Consider the following 13060-nt stretch of genomic DNA (forward strand, 5'->3'; position numbering starts at 1 on the left):
CCAAATGAGATTATTCGACCGCTTCTGTAGGATCCTGCCACACCTTGGCGTTTGGTGATCGAGAAAGCGGCACGTATGATGCATCCCAAACTCCCGCAGATTAGAAGCCTATGTCCCTGATAGTTCTACTGCTTCTGCCATTTATTGGCAGCTGTCTGGCGGCCTTGCTGCCGCACAATGCACGTAATACCGAATCGCTGCTGGCAGGCCTTGTGGCGCTGGTCGGAACGGTTCAGGTCGCCCTGCTTTACCCTCAGATCGCCTACGGTGGCGTGATCCGCGAGGAATTCACGTGGCTGCCCAGCCTCGGCCTGAACTTCGTGCTGCGCATGGACGGCTTTGCCTGGCTGTTTTCGATGCTGGTGCTCGGCATCGGTACGCTGGTGTCGCTGTATGCGCGCTACTACATGTCGCCGGATGACCCGGTGCCGCGTTTCTTTGCGTTTTTCCTGGCCTTCATGGGCGCCATGCTCGGGCTGGTGATCTCCGGCAACCTGATCCAGATCGTGTTTTTCTGGGAGCTGACCAGCCTGTTCTCGTTCCTGCTGATCGGCTACTGGCACCACCGCGCCGATGCGCGACGCGGCGCTTACATGGCGTTGATGGTCACCGGTGCCGGCGGCCTGTGCCTGCTGGCCGGGGTGATGCTGCTGGGGCATATCGTCGGCAGCTACGACCTGGATCAGGTGCTGGCGGCGGGCGATCAGATTCGCGCGCACTCGCTGTACCCGGTGATGCTGGCTCTGGTGCTGGTGGGCGCGCTGAGCAAAAGTGCGCAGTTCCCTTTCCATTTCTGGCTACCCCACGCGATGGCGGCGCCTACACCGGTTTCTGCGTACCTGCACTCGGCGACGATGGTGAAGGCCGGCGTGTTCCTGCTGGCCCGTCTGTGGCCGTCGCTGTCGGGCAGCGAAGAATGGTTCTGGATCGTCGGCGGTGCCGGCGCCATTACCCTGGTACTCGGCGCTTACTGCGCCATGTTTCAAAACGATCTCAAGGGCCTGCTGGCCTATTCCACCATCAGCCACCTCGGGCTGATCACCCTGCTGCTGGGCCTCAACAGCCCGCTGGCGGCGGTCGCCGCCGTCTTTCATATCCTCAACCACGCCACCTTCAAGGCCTCGCTGTTCATGGCGGCGGGCATCATCGACCACGAAAGCGGCACGCGGGATATCCGCAAGCTCAGCGGCCTGGTGCGCCTGATTCCGTTTACCGCGACCCTGGCGATGGTGGCCAGTGCGTCCATGGCCGGCGTGCCGTTGCTCAATGGCTTTCTGTCCAAAGAGATGTTTTTCGCCGAAACCGTGTTTATCTCGTCCACAGAATGGGTGGAAATCGCCCTGCCGCTGATCGCGACCATTGCCGGCACGTTCAGTGTGGCCTACGCGTTGCGCTTTACCGTTGACGTGTTCTTCGGCCCGCCGGCGACCGACCTGCCCCACACACCCCACGAGCCGCCGCGCTGGATGCGCGCGCCGGTCGAGCTGCTGGTGTTCACCTGCCTGCTGGTGGGGATCTTCCCGGCCCAGGTGGTCGGCCCGCTCCTCGCGGCGGCGGCGCTGCCGGTGGTGGGCGGCGTGTTGCCCGAGTACAGCCTGGCGATCTGGCACGGCTGGAACGCGCCGATGATCATGAGCCTGGTGGCGATGTCCGGCGGTGTGGTGCTGTACCTGATGCTGCGCAAGCAACTCAAGCGCGGGCGCTTCAAGTACCCGCCGCTGATCAGCTACTTCAACGGCAAGCGCGGCTTCGAGCGCAGCCTGGTGGTGATGATGCGCGGCGTGCGCAAAATCGAAAAACGCCTGAGCACCAAGCGCCTGCAGACCCAGCTGTTCCTGCTGGTGCTGGTGGCGGTGATCGGCGCCATGATCCCCATGCTGGGCAGCGGCCTCACCTGGGGCGACCGGCCGAAGATCCCTGGCTCGGTGGTGTTCGTGACCCTGTGGGTACTGGCCATCACCTGCGCCCTGGGCGCCGCCTGGCAAGCCAAGTACCACCGACTCGCAGCCCTGACCATGGTCAGCGTGTGCGGCCTGATGACCTGCATCACCTTCGTGTGGTTCTCGGCACCGGACCTGGCACTCACCCAACTGGTGGTCGAAGTGGTGACCACCGTGCTGATCCTGCTCGGCCTGCGCTGGTTGCCAAGGCGGATCGAAGAGGTCTCGCCGCTGCCGAGCACGCTGCGCAAGGCGCGCATCCGACGCCTGCGCGACTTCCTGCTGTCCAGCGCGGTGGGCGGCGGCATGGCGCTGTTGTCCTACGCGATGCTGACCCGCCAGACGCCCAACGATATCTCCTCGTTCTACCTGAGCCGTGCCCTGCCCGAAGGCGGCGGCAGCAATGTAGTCAACGTGATGCTGGTGGACTTCCGTGGCTTCGACACCCTGGGCGAAATCACCGTGCTCGGCGCCGTGGCGCTCACCGTATACGCGCTGCTGCGACGCTTCCGCCCCTCGAAGGAAAGCATGCAACTGCCCACGCAACAGCGTCAGCTGGCGCCGGACGTGGCCACTGACCTGGTCAACCCGCGCCAGGCGAGCGACACCGCACTGGGCTTCATGATGGTGCCAGCGGTGCTGGTGCGCCTGCTGCTGCCGATTGCGATGGTGGTGTCGTTCTACCTGTTCATGCGCGGGCACAACCAGCCAGGCGGCGGCTTTGTCGCAGGCCTGGTGATGTCGGTGGCGTTTATCCTGCAATACATGGTGGCCGGCACCCAGTGGGTGGAGGCGCAGATGAACCTGCGGCCAATGCGCTGGATGGGCTTCGGGCTGCTCTCGGCCACCCTCACCGGGCTGGGCGCGTTGTTTGCCGGTTACCCGTTCCTCACCACCCACACCTGGCATTTGAGCCTGCCGGTGCTGGGCGATATTCACGTCGCCAGCGCGCTGTTCTTCGATGTTGGCGTGTACGCCATGGTGGTCGGTTCGACCCTGCTGATGCTCACCGCCCTGGGTCACCAATCGGTGCGCGCCCATAAACCCAGCAACCAGGCCAAAGTGGTTGCCGCAACACAAGGAGCCGCCTGATGGAAGAAGTCATTGCAATTGCCATTGGGGTGCTGGCGGCCTCGGGCGTCTGGTTGATCCTGCGGCCACGGACCTTCCAGGTGGTGATGGGCCTGTGCCTGCTGTCATACGGGGTCAACCTGTTCATCTTCAGCATGGGCAGCCTGTTTATCGGCAAGGAGCCGATCATCAAGGACGGCGTGCCCCAGGACCTGCTCAACTACACCGATCCCCTGCCCCAGGCGCTGGTACTCACGGCCATCGTGATCAGCTTCGCCATGACCGCGCTGTTCCTGGTGGTGTTGCTGGCGTCTCGGGGCCTGACCGGCACTGACCATGTCGACGGCCGGGAGCACAAGGAATGAATTGGGTCAATCAACTGATCGTCGCACCGATTCTGCTGCCGTTGCTCACGGCGGGGCTGATGCTCATGCTGGGCGAGAAGCGCCGCCCGCTGAAGGCCAAGATCAACCTGCTGTCGAGCCTGCTCGGCGTCGGCGTGGCGGCTCTGCTGCTGTACTGGACGCAACAGGGTGACCCGGGCTCCATTGGCGTGTACCTGCCGGGCAACTGGCAGGTGCCGTTCGGCATCGTGCTGGTGGTGGATCAACTGTCGGCGCTGATGCTGGTGCTGACCGGGATCATTGGCGTGAGCGCACTGATGTTCGCCATGGCCCGCTGGGACCGTGCCGGCACCAGTTTCCACGCGCTGTTCCAAATCCAGTTGATGGGCCTGTACGGCGCGTTTCTAACCGCCGACCTGTTCAACCTGTTCGTCTTCTTCGAGGTGCTGCTGGCCGCGTCCTACGGCCTGATGCTGCACGGTTCCGGCCGCGCGCGGGTGTCGTCGGGGCTGCACTACATTGCGATCAACCTGCTGGCCTCGTCGCTGTTTCTGATTGGCGCAGCGATGATCTACGGCGTGACCGGCACGTTGAACTTCGCCGACCTGGCGCTGAAAATCCCGCTGGTGCCGGAGGCTGACCGTGGCTTGTTGCACGCCGGTACCGCGATCCTCGCCACGGCGTTCCTGGCCAAGGCCGGCATGTGGCCGCTGAACTTCTGGCTGGCGCCGGCCTACTCGTCGGCCAGTGCACCGGTGGCGGCGATGTTCGCGATCATGACCAAGGTCGGCGTGTACACCGTGCTGCGCCTGTGGACCCTGCTGTTCTCCGGTCAGGCCGGTGCGTCAGCGCTGTTCGGCGGCGACTGGCTGGTGTACGGCGGCATGGCGACCATCGTCTGCGCGGCGCTGGCGATGCTGGCGGCGCAACGGCTGGAGCGCATGGCCAGCCTGAGCATTCTGGTGTCGGCCGGCATCCTGCTGTCGTCGGTGGGTTTTGCCCAGCCCAGCCTGACGGCTGGCGCGCTGTTCTATCTGGTGAGTTCCACCCTGGCCTTGAGTGCGCTGTTCCTGCTGGCGGAGCTGATCGAGCGCTCGCGCTCGGCCAATGACCTGCCGCTGGATGAAGAAATCGACGCACTGCCCAAGGCCATGGAATCCTTGCATCCGCGCCCCGGCGTCAACCTCGATGACGAACAGAAAGCCGTGGTCGGCCAGGTGATTCCGTGGACGATGGCGTTCCTCGGCCTGAGCTTTGTCGCCTGTGCGCTGCTGATTATCGGCATGCCGCCGCTGTCCGGGTTTATCGGCAAGCTCAGCCTGTTGAGTGCGCTGGTCAATCCGTTGGGCCTGGGCAATGCGGTCAATGAGCCGATCCGTCCGGCCGCCTGGGGCCTGGTGGCCCTGTTGATCCTCTCGGGCCTGGCCTCGTTGATTGCCTTTGCGCGCCTGGGCACCCAGCGCTTCTGGACCCCGGAAGAGCGCCCGTCGCCGCTGCTGCGCCGCTATGAGTGCGTGCCGATCTTCCTGCTGCTGGGCCTGTGCATTGCGCTGACCTTCAAGGCCGAGCCGTTGATGCGCTATACCCTGGCGACCGCCAAAAGCCTGAACAACCCGGAGAGCTACGTGATGGCGGTAATGGCCACGCGCCCGGTGCCGAGCCCCGAAGGCAAGGCCGCCGCCCTGGAGGTGCAACCATGAAGCGCTTGCTGCCTGCGCCGTGGCTGTCATTGGCACTGTGGGTGCTGTGGCTGGTGCTCAACCTGTCGGTGAGCCCCGGCAATCTGTTGCTCGGCGCGCTGCTGGGGTTTCTCGCCCCGCTGATGATGGCGCCGCTGCGTCCGCAGCCGATCAGCCTGCGCCGCCCTGGCGTGATCATCCGCCTGTTTTTCCTGGTGGGCCGCGATGTGATTGTGTCCAACCTGCAAGTGGCCTGGGGCGTGCTGGTGTGCGGCGCGCGTCCACCGCGCTCGCGCTTTGTCAGGATCCCCCTGGACCTGCGCAGCCCAAACGGCCTCGCTGCGCTGTCGATGATCACCACCGTGGTGCCCGGCACCATCTGGTCGGAACTGGCGCTGGACCGCAGCGTGCTGTTGTTGCACGTGTTCGACCTGGAGGACGAAGCGCCGTTTATCGAACACTTCAAGTCCACCTATGAGCGCCCCCTGATGGAGATCTTCGAATGAGCGCCCTGCTCTCCAATGCGATCCTGCTCAGCCTGTTCCTGTTCTCGCTGGCCATGGTGCTGACCCTGATCCGCCTGTTCAAGGGCCCCTCGGCCCAGGACCGCGTTCTGGCGCTGGACTACCTGTACATCCTGGCGATGCTGATGATGCTGGTGTTGGGCATTCGTTATGCCAGTGATACCTATTTTGAAGCGGCGCTGCTGATTGCGCTGTTCGGCTTCGTGGGCTCGTTCGCCCTGGCCAAGTTTCTGCTGCGTGGGGAGGTGATTGAATGATGCCGATGTGGATGGAAATCGTGGTGGCGGTGCTGCTGGTGTCAAGCAGTGTGTTTGCGCTGATCGGCGCGCTGGGGTTGTTGCGCATGAAGGACTTCTTCCAGCGCATGCACCCGCCGGCGTTGGCCTCGACGTTGGGCGCCTGGTGTGTGGCGCTGGCGTCGATTATCTACTTTTCGGTGCTCAAGTCCGGGCCGGTGTTGCACGGCTGGCTGATTCCGATTTTGCTGTCGATCACGGTGCCGGTCACCACGCTGCTGCTGGCGCGCACGGCGTTGTTCCGCAAACGCATGGCGGGTGATGATGTGCCGGCCGAGGTGAGCAGCCGCCGCTGATCTGCAGGCAAACACAGTCAAACAGGTGGGGGCCTCTCCTCAAACCAAAGCCAATGCGTTGGCGTAACCCTTGGTAGGTGGATACCCGCCTTGCCTGCCCCACACCTCTTCACGTCCGTTAATAACGGCAAGGGGGTGCCCCACTATTCTCCCATTGATGGGCACGCCGTGATCCCGCATCACCACCCTATAGCCATCGCCCTCGGCTCTGACTTCGCTGAAAATATCAGCGGGCTTCTGACCGAATCTCATCATTGCCGCTTTTAGGGCTGAAACCGCTCCAGATGTTGCCGGGCTCGTTACCAACACCAGGTCGGCGGCCAGGGTTACTCCTTGCGGTGTAGAAGTCATGGTGACTCACCCGCTGAGCGGGGGCGTGTTGATTAAAACGCTGCGGGTTACGCAGTGCAGGTCTGTGGAAGGCATGCCGATGTCCCATACCGAGGCCTGGCACGGGCTCTGGAGAATGATGGGTATGGGACTGAACGTAGACGTTCACTGTATGAATCAGCTTATTAACATTGTTCTTGAAAGCCGCGTCCCCTACGCTCTCTCGAAACACCTTCAACCTGTCAATGACACCTGACGCCATATGAAGCTTGGCGTCTGGCGTTACACGAAGCCACTCGTTCAGCATCTGCCTGACAGCAGCAATGTCTGCTTCGAACGCGGCAGGCCTGCGGTGCATATGCAACTGATTTGAGGCATAACGTACTTGCCCACCTACAAAACCCGTCACTGTTGGATTCAACATTTTTCGGCTCTTCTCCGCTCACTGATTGACAGGCCCGAAAGGCCCACTCGCTCAGTGGCAAGGCTGACGTTGCAGGTTCCATATTTCATAACGTCTCAAGAGGTTTTGCCTTGGGTCTGGACAATGAAAACAGCACGACCACCATGGCCGAAAACGCACCGACGACGCCCGTGACGATGGCTGCAGTGAAGCCGCCATACCCGGAAACCTGACCTCCGATGAACGCGCCGCCGCCAATCGATAAATTCACCACACATACCAGCAGTGCCTGCACGCCTTCGACGCGTCCATTGGAGGCATCGAAACACCAGATCTGCGTAGTGATAGGGATCATGCCGAAACCGAAGCCCCACAGCAGGATCGAGGGCCAGAGCAATAACGGATTGGCGGCAAAGAGCAGCAGCGCAGTCAGCGCGACCAGCATCAGCAGGGTCATGATCAATACCGACAGCGGCGCTCCACGCGCGGCCAGCACACCACCCACCAGGTTCCCCGCTACAGCCGCAAGGCCAAACGCGAATAACAACGCTCCCAGCGTCTGCCCCGCAATGCCGGCCTGCTCATGCACGAAAGGCGCAAGATAGGTGTAGGCCGCGAAGTGTCCGACGTAGATCAGCAGCGCGGCGACAAACCTGCGCAGGATCGCGCCTTCACTCGCCAGCAAGCGCATCTGGCGCATGCCCGCCGTGCGGTGACCCGGCAATACAGGCAGACACAGCAGAATCAGCACCCCGACCAGCAGCGTCATGACCGCTGCGGCCTCAAAGGCGGAACGCCAACCAAAAGCTTCGCCCAACAGTGTCCCGGCCGGAATCCCCGCGACCGTCCCCAGCGATACCCCCGCGAGAATATAGGACGTTGCGCTGACGCCCTCTCGACCAGACCGCAGCCGTGGCCCCAATGACCCGGCAATCGTCCAGAACCCACCCAGCGCGAAACCAAGCAGCACCCGCCCGGCAAGCGTCAGCCAGAACTGCCCGGACAGCGCCACGATCAAGTTGGAGGCCAGCAATATCGACAGCAGCGTGAGCAAAATCCGCTTTCTGTCGATGTGGCTGAACAGCGCAATGCAGGAAGGGGCTGAAATGGCCGCCAGCAAACCCGGCACCGCCATCATTAATCCAGCATGGCTGATACTGACATTCAGCTCAGCGGCAATATCCGGCAGAAGACCTACTGGCAGAAACTCGGTTGTGACGGTAGCAAAGGAGCCCAGCGCTACGCTGCCGACAGCCCACCAGGAGGCAGGTTGCACAGCGGTATTTCCTACAGTTTCAAAACGACTCACGACAATCCCAAATTCCGGTTTTTCAAAAATCGACCGTTCGGGCCGGTATAGCTACCGCCACACCCTACCTTTTTTCCCGCACCGCATGTCACCCTCAAGGCGAATAGCAGGTGCCAACCGCGTTCAAGCACGGGCAAGCCATTTAGCCTTGGAGATTGATGGCTCCCGCGCTGCGTGGCGCCAGGGATCAAAAAAAAGCCCCGAACCAGTCGGGGCGTTTTTCATTCAGCGCACGGCCACCCACCGTCAGTCGGCCAACCGCCACGTCGTCCCGCCCTTCCCGTCTTCCAACACCACACCCATCGCGGTCAGTTGGTCACGGATACGGTCGGATTCCGCCCAGTCTTTGCCAGCCCTGGCAGCCAGACGCGCCTGGATCAGCGCATCCACTTGCGCTGCATCCACTCGCCCTTCGGCACCGGCCTGCAGGAAGTCATCGGCTTCCATCTGCAGCACGCCCAGCACACTGGCCAGCTCTTTCAAGCGCGCCGCCAGGCCCGCCGCTGCGTCGAGATCGCTCTCACGCAGGCGATTGATCTCGCGCACCATCTCGAACAGCACCGCGCAGGCTTCCGGCGTACCGAAGTCGTCGTTCATCACTTCAGTAAACCGCGCGACGAACGCTTCGCCGCCGGCCGGGGCCACGGCGGGCAAGCCTTTCAACGCGTGGTAGAAACGCTCCAGGGCGCCTTTGGCGTCCTTGAGGTTGTCTTCCGAGTAGTTGATGGCGCTGCGGTAATGGCTGGACACCAGCAGGTAACGCACCACTTCCGGGTGGTACTTTTCCAGCACGTCGCGAATGGTGAAGAAGTTGTTCAAGGACTTGGACATCTTCTCGCCATTGATGCGGATCATGCCGCAGTGCATCCAGGCATTGGCGTAGGTCTTGCCGGTGGCGGCTTCGCTCTGGGCGATTTCGTTTTCGTGGTGCGGGAACTCCAGGTCGCTGCCACCGCCATGAATGTCGAAGGTTTCGCCCAGGCAGCAGGTCGACATCACCGAGCATTCGATGTGCCAGCCCGGACGCCCGGCGCCCCACGGCGATTCCCAGCTCGGCTCGCCGGGCTTGGTGGCTTTCCACAGCACGAAGTCGAGGGGGTCCTGCTTGGCTTCGTCGACTTCGATGCGCGCGCCGATACGCAGGTCTTCAATCTTTTTGCGCGACAGCTTGCCGTAGCCCATGAACTTGGCCACGCGGTAGTACACGTCGCCATTGCCCGGAGCGTAGGCGTAACCCTTGTCGATCAGGGTCTGGATCATTGCATGCATGCCGGCGATGTGATCGGTGGCACGCGGTTCCATGTCCGGCTTGAGGATGTTGAGGCGCGCCTCGTCCTCGTGCATCGCGGCGATCATGCGCGCGGTCAGTGCGTCGAACGACTCGCCGTTTTCATTGGCGCGCTTGATGATCTTGTCGTCGATGTCGGTGATGTTGCGCACATAGGTCAAGTCATAGCCGCTGAACCGCAACCAGCGGGTCACCAGGTCGAAGGCAACCATGCTGCGGCCGTGGCCGATGTGGCAGTAGTCGTACACGGTCATGCCGCACACGTACATGCGCACCTTGTTGCCATCCAGCGGCTTGAAGACTTCTTTGGTCTTGCTGAGTGTGTTGTAGATCGTTAGCACGACAGTTCCTTAAACAGAATCACTGGCCCCACGAATCACGCAAGGTCACGGTACGGTTGAATACCGGCCGACCGGGTTTGGAGTCCTTGATATCCGCGCAGAAGTAACCTTCGCGCTCGAACTGGAAACGGTCTTCCGGCTGTGCGTCGCCCAAAGAGGGTTCGGCACGACAACCGGTGAGCACTTGCAGGGAGTCAGGGTTGATGTTGTCGAGGAAACTGGCGCTGTCTTCGGCCTTCTCGGGGTTTGGCGAACGGAACAGGCGATCGTACAGACGCACTTCGCACTCGATGCTGGCCGCAGCCGGCACCCAGTGCACCACGCCTTTGACCTTGCGGCCTTCAGGGTTCTTGCCGAGGGTGTCCGGGTCGTACGAGCAGCGCAGTTCGACGATGTTGCCATCGGCGTCCTTGATTGCCTCGTCGGCGCGGATCACGTAGCTGCCGCGCAGGCGCACTTCGCCGTTCGGCTCCAGGCGCTTGTAGCCTTTTGGTGGTTCTTCCATGAAGTCGTCACGGTCGATGTAGATTTCCCGCGCGAACGGCAGCTTGCGCACGCCCAGCTCTTCTTTTTGCGGGTGACGCGGCAGCTCGAGGTTTTCGACCTGGCCTTCAGGGTAGTTGGTGATCACGACTTTCAACGGCCGCAGCACGCACATGGCGCGCGGCGCGTTTGCGTCGAGGTCCTGGCGGATGCTGAACTCGAGCATGCCGAAGTCGACCACACCGTCGGAACGGTTGGTACCGACCATCTCGCAGAAATTGCGGATCGACGCCGGGGTGTAACCGCGACGGCGGAAGCCCGACAGGGTAGACATGCGCGGGTCATCCCAACCGTGCACGTGCTTTTCATCCACCAATTGCTTGAGCTTGCGCTTGCTGGTGATGGTGTAGTTCAGGTTCAGGCGGCTGAACTCGTACTGACGCGGTTGCGCCGGTACCGGCAGATTGCTCAGGAACCATTCGTACAGCGGGCGATGGCTTTCGAACTCCAGGGTGCAGATGGAGTGAGTGATGCCTTCGATGGCGTCGGACTGGCCATGGGTGAAGTCATAGTTGGGGTAGATGCACCACGTATCGCCGGTCTGGTGGTGATGGGCGTGGCGGATGCGGTACATGATCGGGTCGCGCAGGTTCATGTTCGGCGAGGCCATGTCGATCTTCGCGCGCAGCACGCGGGCGCCGTCCGGGAACTCGCCGGCGCGCATGCGGTTGAACCAGTCGAGGTTCTCTTCTACCGAACGGTCGCGGAACGGGCTGTTCTTGCCCGGCTCGGTCAGGGTGCCACGGTATTCCCTGGCCTGTTCCGGGCTCAGGTCGTCTACATAGGCCTTGCCGGCTTTGATCAGCTCGACGGCCCAGTCGAACAACTGGTCGAAATACTTGGACGCATAGCGCACTTCACCGGACCATTCGAAGCCCAGCCACTTGATGTCGCTTTCGATGGCGTCGATGTATTCCTGGTCTTCCTTGGCCGGGTTGGTGTCGTCGAAACGCAGGTGCGTGACACCGCCGAATTCCTGGGCCAGGCCGAAGTTCACGCAGATCGACTTGGCGTGACCGATGTGCAGGTAGCCGTTGGGCTCTGGCGGGAAGCGGGTGACGATCTGCGTGTGCTTGCCCGAATCGAGGTCCGCCTGGATGATCGGACGCAGGAAATTGACCGGGACGGCAGGTCCGGCCTTGGAATTCGAGGTAGGGTCGACAGTGGGCTTGCTCATAGGATCCTTGAACAGACAGGTTCGTGGCCGGGTGAGGCCAGACAAAACAAAGGGCTTATCATAGCCGAAGCGGTCAACCACCTGACAGGGCACGGCCGAAAACTGCTGCTTTAATTGCTGCTTTAATGACAGGCGCGGTAAAAAACCACCTCAAAACTCCTGCAAGGCACGCTAAACTGCGCGCCCTGGCCGCCGTTTGGCCAGACAGGTAAAGCGTTCAAACGCCCAAACCCACGAATTCCCTGAAAAGAGTAGTGAACATGACTCAAGTCAAACTGACCACCAACCACGGTGACATCGTCATCGAGCTGAACGCCGAGAAAGCGCCGATCACCGTCGCCAACTTCATCGAGTACGTAAAGGCCGGCCACTACGAAAACACGGTTTTCCACCGCGTCATCGGCAACTTCATGGTCCAGGGCGGCGGTTTCGAGCCGGGCATGAAAGAGAAGAAAGACAAGCGTCCAAGCATCCAGAACGAAGCGGACAACGGCCTTTCCAACGACAAGTACACCGTCGCCATGGCCCGTACCATGGAGCCGCATTCGGCCTCCGCGCAGTTCTTCATCAACGTCGCCGACAACGCCTTCCTCAACCACAGCGGCAAGAACGTGCAGGGTTGGGGCTACGCGGTATTCGGTAAAGTCACCGAAGGCCAGGACGTTGTCGACAAGATCAAAGGCGTGTCCACCACGTCCAAAGCCGGTCACCAGGATGTTCCAGCCGAAGACGTCATCGTCGAGAAAGCCGAGATCGTTGGGTGATATTGCTGATTTCAGACTTGCATCTGGAAGAGGATCGCCCGGACATTACCCGGGCGTTTCTGGATCTGCTCCACGGCCGCGCCCGTGGTGCCCAGGCGTTGTACATTCTGGGGGACTTCTTCGAAGCCTGGATTGGCGACGATGGGATGACCGCGTTCCAGCGTTCCATCTGTGACGCGCTGCGCGAACTGAGCGACAGCGGCACCGCGATTTTTATCATGCACGGCAACCGCGATTTCCTGATCGGCAAGGCGTTCTGCAAAGCCGCAGGCGCCAGCTTGCTCAAGGACCCGAGTGTCGTGCAATTGTACGGCGAACCCGTGCTGCTGATGCACGGCGACAGCCTCTGCACCCGCGACCTCGGCTATATGAAGCTGCGGCGCATCCTGCGTAACCCGATTGTGCTGTTTATCCTGCGCCACCTGCCTCTGGGCACACGCCACAAGCTGGCGCGCAAGCTGCGCAGCGAAAGCCGCGCGCAAACGCGGATGAAGGCCAACGACATTGTCGATGTCACCCCCGACGAAGTACCGCAGGTGATGCAGCAATTTGGCGTGCGCACCCTGGTCCACGGCCACACGCACCGCCCGGCCATCCATAAGCTGCAGATTGGCGACCAGGCGGCCAGGCGCATTGTGCTGGGGGATTGGGACAGGCAGGGCTGGGCGTTGCAGGTGGATGAGCAAGGGTTTGCGCTGGCGGCGTTTGATTTTGTGAACCCACAGCTGGCCCTGCCAGGCGCTTGACGCAAGAAC

At 61.9% G+C, this 13060-nt stretch carries 12 protein-coding genes; 8 read left to right on the plus strand and 4 right to left on the minus strand.

The annotated features are described in order from the left end of the window. Nucleotides 1–110: 110 nt before the first annotated feature. From LUB09_RS13725 to LUB09_RS13750, 6 genes are read left to right on the plus strand one after another with little or no spacing between them, the layout of a single operon-like run. Nucleotides 111–3032, plus strand: a complete 2922-nt coding sequence (locus tag LUB09_RS13725; protein ID WP_231422814.1) for a monovalent cation/H+ antiporter subunit A — start codon at nucleotides 111–113, stop codon at nucleotides 3030–3032. Then, a complete protein-coding gene (locus tag LUB09_RS13730) occupies nucleotides 3032–3376 on the plus strand; it encodes a Na+/H+ antiporter subunit C (RefSeq protein WP_231422815.1) in 345 nt (114 codons plus the stop codon). Before LUB09_RS13725 ends, LUB09_RS13730 begins: the two co-directional genes overlap by 1 nt. Beyond that, nucleotides 3373–5055: a monovalent cation/H+ antiporter subunit D gene (locus tag LUB09_RS13735; protein ID WP_231422816.1), complete on the plus strand. Its 1683-nt coding sequence runs from the start codon at nucleotides 3373–3375 to the stop codon at nucleotides 5053–5055. Before LUB09_RS13730 ends, LUB09_RS13735 begins: the two co-directional genes overlap by 4 nt. Next, on the plus strand, nucleotides 5052–5540 hold the full coding sequence (locus LUB09_RS13740) for a Na+/H+ antiporter subunit E (protein WP_231422817.1): 489 nt from the start codon (nucleotides 5052–5054) through the stop codon (nucleotides 5538–5540). The genes LUB09_RS13735 and LUB09_RS13740 overlap by 4 nt, the downstream gene beginning before the upstream one ends. Next, complete coding sequence (locus LUB09_RS13745; protein ID WP_010209507.1) at nucleotides 5537–5815, plus strand: K+/H+ antiporter subunit F; 279 nt, start codon at nucleotides 5537–5539, stop codon at nucleotides 5813–5815. The genes LUB09_RS13740 and LUB09_RS13745 overlap by 4 nt, the downstream gene beginning before the upstream one ends. Further along, on the plus strand, nucleotides 5812–6150 hold the full coding sequence (locus LUB09_RS13750) for a Na+/H+ antiporter subunit G (RefSeq protein ID WP_209982912.1): 339 nt from the start codon (nucleotides 5812–5814) through the stop codon (nucleotides 6148–6150). The genes LUB09_RS13745 and LUB09_RS13750 overlap by 4 nt, the downstream gene beginning before the upstream one ends. 226 nt (nucleotides 6151–6376) lie before the next feature. Here the strand turns inward: LUB09_RS13750 and LUB09_RS13755 are convergent, their stop codons facing one another. The 4 genes from LUB09_RS13755 to LUB09_RS13770 form a co-directional block, all read right to left on the minus strand. Next, entirely contained in the window at nucleotides 6377–6904 is a 528-nt protein-coding gene (locus tag LUB09_RS13755; protein ID WP_231422818.1) for a hypothetical protein, read from the minus strand. Between the two features lie 85 nt (nucleotides 6905–6989). Next, the gene (locus LUB09_RS13760) at nucleotides 6990–8192 is read right to left on the minus strand and encodes an MFS transporter (protein WP_231422819.1); all 1203 of its coding nucleotides are present in this window, start codon (nucleotides 8190–8192) and stop codon (nucleotides 6990–6992) included. A 246-nt stretch (nucleotides 8193–8438) separates the two neighbouring features. Beyond that, a complete protein-coding gene (gene cysS, locus LUB09_RS13765; RefSeq protein ID WP_231422820.1) occupies nucleotides 8439–9821 on the minus strand; it encodes a cysteine--tRNA ligase in 1383 nt (460 codons plus the stop codon). Nucleotides 9822–9840: 19 nt separating this feature from the next. After that, on the minus strand, nucleotides 9841–11541 hold the full coding sequence (locus tag LUB09_RS13770; protein ID WP_209982924.1) for a glutamine--tRNA ligase/YqeY domain fusion protein: 1701 nt from the start codon (nucleotides 11539–11541) through the stop codon (nucleotides 9841–9843). A gap of 260 nt (nucleotides 11542–11801) precedes the next feature. On the opposite strand from LUB09_RS13770, the gene LUB09_RS13775 reads away from it, so the two are divergent. Together LUB09_RS13775 and lpxH are read left to right on the plus strand one after the other, a co-directional pair. After that, nucleotides 11802–12305, plus strand: a complete 504-nt coding sequence (locus LUB09_RS13775) for a peptidylprolyl isomerase (RefSeq protein WP_231422821.1) — start codon at nucleotides 11802–11804, stop codon at nucleotides 12303–12305. Continuing rightward, nucleotides 12302–13051: a UDP-2,3-diacylglucosamine diphosphatase gene (gene lpxH / locus LUB09_RS13780; RefSeq protein ID WP_231422822.1), complete on the plus strand. Its 750-nt coding sequence runs from the start codon at nucleotides 12302–12304 to the stop codon at nucleotides 13049–13051. The genes LUB09_RS13775 and lpxH overlap by 4 nt, the downstream gene beginning before the upstream one ends. Nucleotides 13052–13060 lie beyond the last annotated feature (9 nt).

It is taken from the genome of Pseudomonas sp. Leaf59 (genome assembly GCF_920984685.1).
Classification (GTDB): domain Bacteria; phylum Pseudomonadota; class Gammaproteobacteria; order Pseudomonadales; family Pseudomonadaceae; genus Aquipseudomonas.

What these genes read in the sequence shown, in the direction of transcription:
- LUB09_RS13725 (WP_231422814.1), top strand. Translation starts at nt 111, where the DNA reads ATGTCCCTGATAGTTCTACTGCTTCTGCCATTTATTGGCAGCTGTCTG.
- LUB09_RS13730 (WP_231422815.1), top strand. Translation starts at nt 3,032, where the DNA reads ATGGAAGAAGTCATTGCAATTGCCATTGGGGTGCTGGCGGCCTCGGGC.
- LUB09_RS13735 (WP_231422816.1), top strand. Translation starts at nt 3,373, where the DNA reads ATGAATTGGGTCAATCAACTGATCGTCGCACCGATTCTGCTGCCGTTG.
- LUB09_RS13740 (WP_231422817.1), top strand. Translation starts at nt 5,052, where the DNA reads ATGAAGCGCTTGCTGCCTGCGCCGTGGCTGTCATTGGCACTGTGGGTG.
- LUB09_RS13745 (WP_010209507.1), top strand. Translation starts at nt 5,537, where the DNA reads ATGAGCGCCCTGCTCTCCAATGCGATCCTGCTCAGCCTGTTCCTGTTC.
- LUB09_RS13750 (WP_209982912.1), top strand. Translation starts at nt 5,812, where the DNA reads ATGATGCCGATGTGGATGGAAATCGTGGTGGCGGTGCTGCTGGTGTCA.
- LUB09_RS13755 (WP_231422818.1), bottom strand. Translation starts at nt 6,904, where the DNA reads ATGTTGAATCCAACAGTGACGGGTTTTGTAGGTGGGCAAGTACGTTAT.
- LUB09_RS13770 (WP_209982924.1), bottom strand. Translation starts at nt 11,541, where the DNA reads ATGAGCAAGCCCACTGTCGACCCTACCTCGAATTCCAAGGCCGGACCT.
- LUB09_RS13775 (WP_231422821.1), top strand. Translation starts at nt 11,802, where the DNA reads ATGACTCAAGTCAAACTGACCACCAACCACGGTGACATCGTCATCGAG.